General features: G+C 36.2%; 12 protein-coding genes and 1 pseudogene. 3 read left to right on the plus strand and 10 right to left on the minus strand.

What is annotated here, in order from left to right; genetic code table 11:
• The 10 genes and pseudogenes from qoxC to ACE199_RS12140 all read right to left on the minus strand — a co-directional run bounded on the left by qoxC (window position 1) and on the right by ACE199_RS12140 (window position 9,671).
• Window positions 1-594 (minus strand): cytochrome aa3 quinol oxidase subunit III, encoded by a 594-nt coding sequence (gene qoxC / locus ACE199_RS12095; protein ID WP_252288821.1) that lies wholly within the window; start codon window positions 592-594, stop codon window positions 1-3.
• Complete coding sequence (gene qoxB, locus ACE199_RS12100) at window positions 591-2,546, minus strand: cytochrome aa3 quinol oxidase subunit I (RefSeq protein ID WP_375350019.1); 1,956 nt, start codon at window positions 2,544-2,546, stop codon at window positions 591-593. Before qoxB ends, qoxC begins: the two co-directional genes overlap by 4 nt.
• Before the next feature lie 67 nt (window positions 2,547-2,613).
• Window positions 2,614-3,531, minus strand: a complete 918-nt coding sequence (gene qoxA, locus ACE199_RS12105) for a cytochrome aa3 quinol oxidase subunit II (RefSeq protein WP_375350020.1) — start codon at window positions 3,529-3,531, stop codon at window positions 2,614-2,616.
• 786 nt (window positions 3,532-4,317) lie between these two features.
• Window positions 4,318-4,620 (minus strand): annotated as a pseudogene (locus ACE199_RS12110) (zinc ribbon domain-containing protein); the annotation flags it as partial.
• 233 nt (window positions 4,621-4,853) lie between these two features.
• The gene (locus ACE199_RS12115; protein WP_375350021.1) at window positions 4,854-5,153 is read right to left on the minus strand and encodes a hypothetical protein; all 300 of its coding nucleotides are present in this window, start codon (window positions 5,151-5,153) and stop codon (window positions 4,854-4,856) included.
• A 283-nt stretch (window positions 5,154-5,436) separates the two neighbouring features.
• Window positions 5,437-6,867 (minus strand): MocR-like pyridoxine biosynthesis transcription factor PdxR, encoded by a 1,431-nt coding sequence (pdxR, locus tag ACE199_RS12120; RefSeq protein ID WP_375350022.1) that lies wholly within the window; start codon window positions 6,865-6,867, stop codon window positions 5,437-5,439.
• A gap of 13 nt (window positions 6,868-6,880) precedes the next feature.
• Window positions 6,881-7,024 (minus strand): hypothetical protein, encoded by a 144-nt coding sequence (locus ACE199_RS12125; protein ID WP_164853115.1) that lies wholly within the window; start codon window positions 7,022-7,024, stop codon window positions 6,881-6,883.
• A 307-nt stretch (window positions 7,025-7,331) separates the two neighbouring features.
• Complete coding sequence (locus tag ACE199_RS12130; RefSeq protein WP_375350023.1) at window positions 7,332-8,732, minus strand: nucleoside recognition domain-containing protein; 1,401 nt, start codon at window positions 8,730-8,732, stop codon at window positions 7,332-7,334.
• Window positions 8,710-9,426: a FeoB small GTPase domain-containing protein gene (locus tag ACE199_RS12135; RefSeq protein WP_375350024.1), complete on the minus strand. Its 717-nt coding sequence runs from the start codon at window positions 9,424-9,426 to the stop codon at window positions 8,710-8,712. The genes ACE199_RS12130 and ACE199_RS12135 overlap by 23 nt, the downstream gene beginning before the upstream one ends.
• Window positions 9,423-9,671 carry a FeoA family protein gene (locus tag ACE199_RS12140; RefSeq protein ID WP_375350025.1) on the minus strand — a complete coding sequence of 83 codons (249 nt, stop codon included), beginning with the start codon at window positions 9,669-9,671 and terminating at the stop codon, window positions 9,423-9,425. The genes ACE199_RS12135 and ACE199_RS12140 overlap by 4 nt, the downstream gene beginning before the upstream one ends.
• A 427-nt stretch (window positions 9,672-10,098) precedes the next feature.
• Here ACE199_RS12140 and ACE199_RS12145 point away from each other — a divergent pair, with 427 nt between their 5' ends.
• The 3 genes from ACE199_RS12145 to ACE199_RS12155 all read left to right on the plus strand — a co-directional run bounded on the left by ACE199_RS12145 (window position 10,099) and on the right by ACE199_RS12155 (window position 12,237).
• A complete protein-coding gene (locus ACE199_RS12145; RefSeq protein ID WP_375350026.1) occupies window positions 10,099-10,407 on the plus strand; it encodes an ArsR/SmtB family transcription factor in 309 nt (102 codons plus the stop codon).
• A 13-nt stretch (window positions 10,408-10,420) separates the two neighbouring features.
• Window positions 10,421-11,362 (plus strand): cation diffusion facilitator family transporter, encoded by a 942-nt coding sequence (locus tag ACE199_RS12150; RefSeq protein ID WP_375350027.1) that lies wholly within the window; start codon window positions 10,421-10,423, stop codon window positions 11,360-11,362.
• 152 nt (window positions 11,363-11,514) lie between these two features.
• Window positions 11,515-12,237 carry a ZIP family metal transporter gene (locus ACE199_RS12155; protein WP_375350028.1) on the plus strand — a complete coding sequence of 241 codons (723 nt, stop codon included), beginning with the start codon at window positions 11,515-11,517 and terminating at the stop codon, window positions 12,235-12,237.
• The last annotated feature ends 10 nt before the right edge of the window (window positions 12,238-12,247 follow it).

Here is a 12,247-nt window from a genome sequence, read left to right on the forward strand (position 1 = left end):
TTACATCATTCCTTTCAAGTAGACGAAGCTGAAGATGAAGATCCAAACTACGTCTAAGAAGTGCCAGTACAATGAAAAGATGAACGCTTTATTAGCTGTGTGTGGAGTTAATCCATGTTTCGCCACTTGGATAATGATGAATAATCCCCAGAAGAAACCAAGCGATACGTGAGCACCGTGTGTTCCTAATGTTGAAAACAAGATCGATAAGTACCCACTTGTTTGGATTGTTGCTCCTTCATGAACGAATGTGAAAAACTCTTTAATTTCTACTCCTAAGAATACAAGTCCAAGAGCTAACGTGATACCAAGGAATGTTAACATTGCTTTTTTATTGCCAAGTCGCATAGCATTAACTGCCAATCCAATGGTAAAACTACTTGTTAACAGAGCGAATGTGTTAATTAATACTGGTGTAAGCTCGAAAATTTCCGTACCAGGACCGTTACCTGTACGGCCCTGATATGCAAAGTAAGTCGCGAAAAGTGTTGCAAAAAGCGCAATTTCGGCAGCTAAGAAAATCCAAAAGCCTAAAATCTTCAAACGATTTTCTTCTGTACTATATTCAAGTGGAAGCGAGTTATCTATTTTCATTTGTTAGCACCTCGCAATCTTTCTTCTGTTTCTTCAATTTCTTTTACGTGAATATGATATCCGTGATCATGGTTAGCTTCAAATGAACGGTAAGCCATACAAGCAAAGACTCCGATTAGGGAAATAATTGCTAAAGGAATCATATCAAATATTAAAGAGAACGCACCAATAAAGAAGATGACACTCATGATAAACGGTAAACCGCTGTTATTTGGCATATGAATCTCTTCCACTTTATCTGGGAATAAGTTATGACCCTTTTTCTTAGCATCCCAGAATGCTTGTGACGATTTAACACGTGGTAGTGTTGCAAAGTTATATACAGGTACTGGACTAGGAATTGCCCATTCAAGAGAACGTGCATTCCATGGATCTGAACCAATATTTCTTGGCATATAACGAGTACTCCAATAGATGTTGTATGCAAGCACAATGAAACCAAGAGCTAATCCAATTGCTCCAATAGAAGAAATCAAGTTTAATGGACCGAAACCAGTTTCTTCAGAGTATGTGTACATACGACGTGCTTGACCATCTAACCCTGTAATAAACATTGGGAAGAATGTTACGTTAAAGAAGATGGCTACCAACCAGAATGAAACTTTCCCGATTTTTTCGTTCAGCATAAAACCAAACATTTTTGGCCACCAGTAAATTAAACCAGCAATAAACGCATATACTACACCAGGAATAATTGTGTAATGGAAGTGAGCAACTAAGAACATCGTATTATGATATTGGAAGTCGGCACTTGCCATCGCAAGCATAACCCCTGTAACCCCACCGATTAAGAAAGTCGGAATAAAGGCCATAGACCAAAGCATTGGTGTCGTAAACTCAATTTTACCTTTTCGAAGTGTCGCCAACCAGTTAAAGATTTTAATCCCTGTCGGAACGGCAATTGCCATTGTTGCAATAGAGAAAATACTATTTGCTAATACTCCTTGCCCCATTGTATAGAAATGGTGAGCCCATACAACTAGAGAAAGAATAGTGATAGCGACCATTGAAGCAACCATTGATTTATAACCATATAGGTTACGACGTGCAAATGTTGAGATAATTTCACTATAGATACCAAATGCAGGCAGGATTAAGATATATACTTCAGGATGTCCCCAAACCCAGAACAAGTTCGCCCACATCATATCCATACCGCCATTACCAATCGTAAAGAATTGGGTACCGAACATACGGTCCATTGCCCCAAATGCAAGTGCTACTGCAAATAAAGGGAAAACAGCTATGATTAACACGTTAGTAACTAACATAGCCCATGTGAACATTGGCAGTTGCATTAATTTCAAGCCAGGAGCTCTCATTCTAAAAATGGTAGTCAAAAAGTTAATACCTGTCATTAATGTACCGAGACCTGAAAGCTGAAGCGACATCATATAATAATTCGTACCCACTGATGGACTAAACTCTTCACTAGCTAGCGGGAAGTAAGATGTCCAACCAGCATCAGGCGCACCACCTACTACGAAAGCGATGTTGAATAACATAGCACCCATGAAGAACAACCAAAAGCTGATTGCATTCAAACGTGGGAACGCAACGTCACGTGCACCAATTTGTAGTGGAGTAACGATATTCATTAAACCAAATAAGAACGGCATCGCCATAAACATGATCATAATAACACCATGTGCTGAGAATACCTCATTGTAGTGCTGAGAATCTAAGATTGTGTTATCAGGAATGGCAAGCTGAGCACGTAACATAACCGCATCAACAAGACCACGTAAAAGCATAATCAAAGCAGCTAGGATATACATAATCCCGATACGCTTATGATCGACGGTTGTAATCCATTCACGCCATAAGTAACCCCATTTTTTAAAATAGGTTAAGCCGACAACAATAGCGAGACTAGTAAGAGCAATCCCTACCATCGATGCATAGATGGCAAAACTTGGATGCGGCACGGCGAATCTTTCAAAGAATTCCATACTTTGTGACTCCTTTCGTCATGTTTAAAATTGGAAATTCATATGTTTCATTTATTAAAGTTAACTATTATTTATGATCCATGTCATGATCCATGTCTTCCATGTCATGATTCATGTCTTCCATATCTTCCTTGTTCTCCATGTCGTCCATGTTATGAGAACCTTCTGGAGCTGGACTAAATTCTAAATGCGTTCCAGTGAACGTTTGTCGACCAACATGCTCTGTTTTTAATAATTGATCGAACTTTTCTTCAGTAAGTGGCTCTGATTTAGCTTTAGCCTCTTCTACCCATTCTTCAAATTCAGCAGGAGAAACTGCTTGCACATCAAATAGTTGGTGAGCAGAACCTTCACCACTAAAGTTTGAATTTCGTCCCATCATTTCTCCTGGTTCATCTGCTAACAAGTGAAGCGTAGTTACCATGTCGGCCATTGCATACTTTTGCCCGCCAAGCTGCGGAATCCAGAAGCTTGAGATTGGTCCATAAGAATAAAGTTTAAACTCAAGCGGACGGTCTGTCGGAACATACACGTAGTTTACTGTTTCAATATTTTCTTCCGGATAACTAAAATGCCACTTCCAGTTAGATGATGAAGCATAAATAACTAGAGGTTCTTTGTTTTCATATCCTTTCGGCGTTGCCTCAACGTCTTTTAGTGAAGTTACAGTAACAACGGATAGGAAAGCAACAATGATTATTGGAATTGCTGTCCAAATTGTTTCAACAACTGCACTTCCTTCAATGTGAGGAGGTTCATAATCTTTGCTTTGTTTAGACGCACGATATTTTACTAACATATAAATAAAGGCAACAGTTACAACAACACAGATAGCAAGCATTATCCAAATTGTAAGAATAATAGTATCTGAGAGTGTTGCCGCTTGAGGACCTTTTGGATCGAAGACAGCCAATGGATTTTCGCAGCCAGTAAGCACAGTAGCAATAGCGAAAATAAGAGCTAATAAAGTCCATTTCATTTTCATAAAGATTCCCCTTTCTTTTTTTTTAGAAGTTGTGTTGAAAATAATTGATAACGCTATCATGTTTACAATTACATTCTTATATTAGTATCATTAAGGAAAAAAAACAATGGAAAGTGATATATGTCACAAAATGTTCATGAAGAGTTATACAATAAATGGAATCTGGGATATTTAATAACATATTTGAAAAAGGGGAATATAATAATTTATTAATCTGTTTTCGTTTTTCTCTAAAACAAACGGAATATCAATTGCTTATCGAAAACAATCGATGGGGAAATCTTCGTAAAAAAATACATTGATATAATAATATTTAAAAAGGAGCATAGCAAAAAAGAGTTATATGTAGAAAAAAACAGGAATCGATTTTGATTCCTGTTTTTTTAATATAATATAATTTCATTTTAAATCCTTATAAATAAAAAGTGCCTGGGTCGATTTTCTACTGAACAGACCCAGGCACTTTTGTCTCCCTTAAAAAACGGAATATGTTGGATTGTCAAACTCTGTTTTAATGATGTTAAACGTGGATTCAGCTATGGCATTGTCATACGGGCCACGCTTCATGCTCAAAGATTAATTAATGAAAATAATTTTTTATGTTGCTCCTTAAAACTCCCTCTATGATGAACGGCCCCTTCTGACCACTCCCATGGCTAAAGCCAAGGGGTTCTTTCTCACAAACATCCCACTACTTACCATCGTCTATAAGAAGAGGCAGAGGTGAAACTTAGGTGAGCAACACTTGAGAGATCTTCTCTCTCAAGTGGGCAAGGTCTGTGCCGACTACGCCGTTCGACCGGCGATACTTTTTCCTGTTGGAGGCTTGTCCTTAAGAGAGGAATCTCCTTGTTTTTTGGACAAAAAACGTCGATACCAAACAGGCTGTTTAAATACAACAGAAATCAGTGGTTGGAAGGCCATGTGATGTTGTTTACGTGCAATATTTTGAGCACCGTTTACATCACGATGGATTTCTGTTTTGTGAACAGAACAAATCAACGTTCTTCCCTTTGCTCGATGTCTGCCTCCGCAAAACGGACAGTCTTGAGACGTATAGCTTTCTTCCGTTTCTGTCACGATGATGCCTTTTAGTTTCGCTTACAGTTGCAATAATCGTTCTACTGGCAACAGCGTTTGTCCAATCTGGTGTCCAAGTAGTCATATTCATCATGCTGAAGAATCTGAAGATAAAGCATCTATTTATGCACATGTTTGGTATTCCGTATTCCTTGCAGTCATTACTATACTAGGGTCCTTACTTTGTATAGCGGGGGCTTATGAAATCCCAGGAATATAAGTCAAAGGTAGAAAGAAGAGTATCAATTTGATACTCTTCTTTTTCTTTTGAACATAACGACATTGGATACGTTAGATTTAATTGGGATGACCTTCTCCCCTTTGTCCGTATTTGAAACCAGCTCTTCCGTTAAAATGAAAAATAAACCAACCATAAATATGAGTGTCGCGCTAATAGTAATTGTTAGTCCTATGAACGATAACATGTAGTTCCACTTGTAACCGTTTACAATAAAACTTACAATCAGGATACCTAAACCAATGACATTAGCAGTTCCACATACCCATTTTAAAGGGTTCAATATTTCTAAATTGGTTTTCATTTAGCTCAGCTCCTTTGCTTTTATTTTAATATATTTCACAAAATTGTCAAATATTTCTATAAAATTTTAACAAAAAACTTGACAAAAATATTTTGTCATTATTTTATTAAAATATTCTATGCACTATAGATTAAAAGTTCCACTAAACGAAAAGATCAATAATAGAGTAAAACCCCATTTATTAATGGTCTTTACTCCTTATTAATTCGCGATACACTAAAAAGAGCGCCCCAAAGATTGTTATTACAACATCTTTTTAAGGCACTCTTTTCCTTCATCATGTTTATAAACTTTTTAAGGCAGCAGAAAATCTTTTAATCCCTTCATCAATGCATATTTCATTCTCTCTAGCAAAAGTAAATCGCACATATCCTTTTTTCGACCCTAAAGTAGAACCTGGAACATGGATGACCCCTCTTTTTATCGCTTCCTCCAGCAGCTTTTTCTCATTCAACGTTTCATTTATCTTGCACCATAAATGAATGCCGCCTTGTGGAATATGAAACTCAACCTGCTTATTCAAGTATTGATGAAGACTTGAAACCATTTGATTTCTTCTTTTTTCTAGCTGCTCCCTTAAATAAGCAATATGAGAATGAAAATAAGGAGAACTAAGAAAGTCATTTGCTACCCACTGATTAAAAATTCCATGTCCAAAATCAATCTGTTGTTTAGCATCCGATAGTCTTTCGATGACAGACTTCGGGCCAATAATCCAACCAATTCGCAAACCAGAAGCAACGATTTTGGATAATGAACTAATATATAAAACATTTCCATAGTCATCCATTGATTTTAGCGTAGCAATTTCTTCTCCATTAAATGCTGTTAAACTATAAGGATCATCTTCAATAACAGGGATTCCATGCTCAGACGAAATCTCTAATATCCTTCTACGTCGCTCAATAGAAAGCAGTGTTCCTGTAGGATTTTGAAAAGCAGGATTTAAAAAAATCATACGAATTTTTCGCTTTTTAAGAAGAGATAACAAATCATCCGGATCGATTCCTTCCCGATTCACAGGCAACGGATACGTTCGTATGCCAGCTGATTGAAAAATAGGAAGACTATATGAATAAGAAGGGTCCTCAAGGGCAACAGCATCCCCTGGTTTCAGTAAACATTGCACGACGAGATGCAGAGCTTGTTGAGCACCAGAAGTAATCATAATAGAAGATGGATCTGTATGAATTCTTCTATATTGTTTTACATGAGAGACAATCGTTTCCCTTAAATATGCGTTTCCTTGCGGGTGGTCATAACCAAGGCTCCCAACAAATGATCTGCCGGAAAGGATTTCTCTTAGAGAATCAACGGGAAACAAATCTTCTGATAATTCTCCACTAGATAAATTAATTAAGTTATGCTCGACCATTTCTTTACGAATTCTTTGTATGAGCGGTAAGTTGGGCAAAAATGAACCAGATTCAATATAGGTGTTCCAACTGGGAATACGCCTTCTAGTCATTCCCCAAATATCCTTACTAATAGTCGTTCCGCTTCCTTTTTTCCGCTCAATTAATCCGTTAGCCTCCAGTTCATCATAAGCTGCTACTACTGTACTTCGGTTTACTTTTAATTCACTGGCTAAAGATCGTTCTGAAGGTAATGGAGTATCTGCCGGAAAGGTTCCATCAGCGATTCCATGTTCAATATATTCGGCAATTTGTTTATAGAGAGCTTTTTTAGAATTTCGATTCAGCTTCCAATCCACAATCTATATTCCTTTAGTTTCCATTATGATTTTCAACATCCTTTTCTTTCTTTTTATTAGATCTCCATTCAAGGTTTTGAGCTACCCCGCCTAGAGATACGATCGAAATAATGACAACTAAAGTGTTATTTAACCAATTTGGCATATTTTTTTTCATCAAAGTTCCTCCTCCAATACATCTATATCACCTTTTTTATAAAGGCTTGTTAACCTTGTACATCTATTCTATCTTTATTTATAATATATATTTTAATAAATGAGACCATCCAATCATAGCATGTTTCCCCCATCCACTTAAACAAACTGATAATATTCACTAAATTGTCATTTTACCTCCCCATTTATGCCTCATAACCAAACAAAAAAAGCCCCCAAATAAGGGGCTTAACCATTTTAATTGTTCCTTTCTAATCTATTTTTCTTCAGGTATTTCTTCTCGAACCAAGGACTTGTGTTACCTCTTTCTATACCCATCCCATGAAACGAACTATTTGAGTAATGAGGAACGTAACTAAAAATGCAATCCCTGTTGGAATCATAAAAGACCAAAATGTCCATTTTATACTTTTTGTTTCTTTATAAATATTAACCAATGTCGTTCCGCATGGGTAATGCAACAATGAAAACAACATCATATTAAGAGCTGTTAACCAAGTCCAGCCGTTATTCAGAAAAATTTGCTTTAAATCCTCGATACCGTCTACATCAATTAATGCACCAGTAGATAAATACCCCATTAATAATATTGGTAATACAATTTCATTTGCTGGAAGCCCAATTAAAAATGCCATTAAGATATAGCCATCTAATCCAATTATCTGTCCTAACGGATCTAAAAAGTTCACAATATGCAATAGGATGCTAGTATCTCCTACCTGAATATTAGCTAAAACCCAAGTTAAAATTCCTGCAGGAGCTGCAACTTTTATTGCACGATTAAGGACAGCTAAAGATTTAGTTAAAGAAGATCTAATGACCGTATCAACAAATTTTGGTTTTCTATAAGGCGGAAGTTCTAGGGTATAATGAGTGGGAACACCCTTTAGCGCTGTTTTAGAAAGTATCCACGAAACAAGAAACGTAATTATAATTCCAAACATTACAATACCAACGATTACTGACGTTGTGACCAAAGACTTCATTCCACCTGTAAAACCTGCGGCCATAAATAGAGAAGCTAAAACAATAAGTGTCCCCCACCGACCATTACAAGGGACAAAATTATTAGTCAGGATAGCTAACATTCGTTCACGAGGGGATTCAATAATTCGTGAAGACATAACTGCTGCTGCATTACATCCGAACCCCATTGCCATTGTTAATGATTGCTTTCCATGCGCCCCAACTGTTTTAAACAATCGATCCATGTTAAAAGCAACACGAGGCAAATAGCCATAATTCTCAAGAAGTGCGAAAGTAGGGAAAAATATCGCCATTGGCGGAAGCATAACACTAATAACCCAACTCGTTCCCCGATATAGCCCTAAAACAAGAACTCCATGAAGCCAATCTGGAGCATGTAAAGTTGTAAACATTAAGGTTAAATATCCCTCAATCCATCCAAAGAAACTAGCTAACATAGCAGATGGAACATTTGCTCCTGCAATCGTTAAATAAAAAATGACTCCCAGCATAATGAGCATAATCGGAAATCCCCAAATAGGAGATGTAAAAATAGCATCTAACTTTTCTGTTCTTTGATCATGTTTTGTTTTTGTAAAACTAACTCCTTCTTTAATCAATTCATTGCTTTTTTTATAAAGTTGTTCAACGATTTGATCACGAACATTAGAAGAAGAGAGCTGATCAGCCTGATAGAAAAGTTCTTGTACTTCATTTTGCTTAAATGCTGAGTGCGTCTCCATCTTTTTGTACCTCCGTTGTTGTAATCTTCTGCTGAATTTGTTGTAACAGTTTTTTGTCCCCATCCAATAGTCTTAGAGACAGCCATCTTGCTGGAAACTGATTACCTGAAATTCTTTGAACACTTGGTAATAATGATTTTATTTTTTTCTCTGTTTCTTCATCATAAGTCATCTGATAAGGAGTACATTTAATCGCACCAGATATTACACGGTCAATAGTATCGAGCAGCATCGGTATCCCGGATTTATTTCTAGCGGATATTTTAATAACAGGAACTCCCAAGCGCTTCATCAATACTTTGTCATTAATTTTAATGCCCAATTTTTCTGCTTCATCAATTAAATTAATACAAATAATGAGACGATCCGTAATCTCCATCACTTGTAAAGCTAGATTCATATTTCTTTCAAGAGCTGTAGCATCCAAGACCACCAAAGTTACATCAGGCTTCTCAAATACAATATAATCCCGGGCAATTTCTTCATCCTTTGAATTTGAAAATAGAGAATAAGTTCCGGGCAAATCAATCATTTCATATTGGTTTGTCTTGAAAGCAAATGTACCAACCTTCAAATCCACAGTTTTTCCTGCCCAATTCCCAGTATGCTGTTTTAATCCAGTTAAAAGATTAAATAAGGTACTTTTCCCGGTGTTTGGATTACCTGCAAGAGCAATACGGAAGGATTTAGTCATGGGTTAATCAACTCCCCTTCGATTCTTAAACTCTCTTCTTTTCTTAAAGCTATAGATGTTTGACTTACACGAAAAGCAATAGGATCTCCCAAAGGACTTTTCCTAAGCACCTCAACAATAGCCCCTGGAACAAAGCCTAAATCTAAGAGTCTTCTTCGCATAACACCATCAATACCCAAATGAGTAATACGAATAAAATCCCCTTTTTTCCCATTAAACAACTTTATTTTTTTAGACTCAGTCATTATTATTTCCTCTCCGCTCTTTTTTTGCACTAGCGCAACTTTTAACGTTATAATATGATTATATTTTGATATTGTCAAACTATTTATAAAATAAAAAAACCGCCAAATTATGTTAGCAGTTCCGTTCACGCTAATTCCGCAAAGTTACATTACGATTTGTGGTTAAAATACTACGTATACTCTTTGTAAATTTCATAACAAAAAATTCCATATAAAATAATTGACAAAATTTACTTTTAATCATATGTTATATATGAACATATGCTCATATAGTTTGATTCGGATGTTAAGCATGATTTATGACATTATTGTTATAGACGCTGAGCCAGGTCATTTATCTATAGGATATTACCTAAAAAAGGCTCCTTTTTCTTTTCTAATCCCTTATCAACATATGACTAACAAGAATAAATGAGGTGTATATTTTATGAAACAACATGACCATTCTTTTTTATCACCTAATACGGTAGACGAAGCCTCCCGAATTTTTAAAGCATTAGCTGACCCGACTAGAATAAAGATTTTATATTTACTTTCTCAAGAGGAATGCTCTGTCAATCACATTACTGAAGTATTAGATATGACACAATCAGCTGTTTCCCACCAATTAAGTTTCTTAAGAAATCTACGACTTGTTAAGTATAGACGTGAAGGCAACACGTTTTATTATACCTATGACGATGAACACGTTATTACCATTTTAAATCAAGTTTTGTCACACATTCAATGTGAGTAAGGGAGGAATGAACATGGGCCATCACCATGATCACGGACATCATCACCACGGTCACTCTCATAGTCATAATCATTTTGAAGAAACAAGAGAAGGAAATAAAAAAGGGTTACTTACAGCTTTACTAATTACTACTGGAATTATGTTCTTAGAATTCTTTGGAGGTTTACTCACCAATAGTCTAGCCTTATTATCTGATTCCGGACATATGCTTAGTGACGCTAGTTCCTTATTTCTAAGTTTAATTGCGATATGGTTCGCAGCGAGACCGCCATCACCTAATAAAAGCTATGGATATTATCGCTTTGAAATATTAGCGGCATTATTTAATGGTGTTACCCTATTTGTAATCGCAGGGTTTATCGTTTGGGAAGCATACGGACGCTTTTTCGAACCGCCAACTATTGCAAGTGGAACAATGATGCTGATTGCTTCAATAGGATTGTTTGCCAATTTAATTAGTGCTTGGTCGTTAATGCGAAAAGGCGACGTGAAGAATAATGTTAATTTACGAAGTGCTTATCTACACGTACTTGGGGATGCATTAGGTTCTGTTGGAGCAATTGCAGCTGGTATATTAATGCTTCTATTCGATTGGTATATAGCGGACCCTATCATTTCAGTTTTAGTTGCATTATTAATTTTAAAAAGTGCTTGGGGAGTCATAAAGCACTCGGTTCATATTTTAATGGAGGGCACCCCTCTTACTATTAATCAAGAAGAAGTAAAAGCAGCTCTAAAAGAAATTGATGGAGTCATCGATGTACATGACCTCCATATATGGACCATTACCTCTGGATTAGATTCTTTAAGCTGTCATGTACTAATTGAAGATGATAAAAACAGTCAAGAAATATTACAAGAAGCCATTAATAAAATAAAGGATACATTTAAAATAGAACACACAACGATTCAAATTGAAACTTCACTCATTGCTCACAATGAATTAAAAGTATAAACGTGCCATTAAGGTACGTTTTTCTTTTAGTTTGGCTTTGTTAAACAATATTGTTGATTATTTGAGGGCTCTAGTGTTTGCTCCTTTATTCCCCATGAATAATTTCTATATTTTGTCCATATATACTTATAGGCAGAATATAGGGGTGTAAAATGTTTTATATTGGCGTACTAGGTTTCGTTGCAACAGCAATAGGAATTAGTATCGGCGGATTGCTCACAATGCTTTTAAGAAGGTTTCAGCAAGGAATCGCAACTATATACGCATTATGCACAGGCTTGATTCTTGGATTAGTTTTTCTAGAGATTGTACCTGAAAGCATTAATCTCGGCGGATGGACCATATTTATTTTAGGAATCGTCACAGGTGGCTTAATTTTCTTGCTTATACACCAAACATATAACAGGGTTACCACCATTACTCATAATTCAAGTAAAGATTTATTTATGCATACGGGTTGCTTATTGGCACTCAGTATCTCAATCCATAACTTTCCTATGGGGATTGCCTTTGGTTCAAGTCAGCATACGGAGATAAGCGATTCCATTCTTCAAACACTTATTCTTCACAATATCCCTGAAGGAATAGCAATGTTTACGCCCTTACTTTTAGCTGGGCTTGGTATTTATGAACTCCTTCTCTTTACTTGTATTGTTTCTTTACCTGTTGGAATAGGAGCGGTTCTAGGAAGTATAGTTGGCATGGACTACCCTGCTTTATGGGCTTTTATTATTAGCCTTGCTGTAGGAATTATGATAATGGTTACACTTAAGGAAATTTTCTATGAAGCTTTAAGGCACTCATCAATGGTATATAGTTTAATAATATCAGGAGTCGGAGCGCTCATTATTGGTATGTATTTAAAAACAATATAGTTACCTAAAC

The sequence above is a fragment of the Peribacillus sp. Hz7 genome, assembly GCF_042136355.1.
GTDB classification, from domain to species: Bacteria; Bacillota; Bacilli; order Bacillales; family DSM-1321; genus Peribacillus; species Peribacillus asahii_A.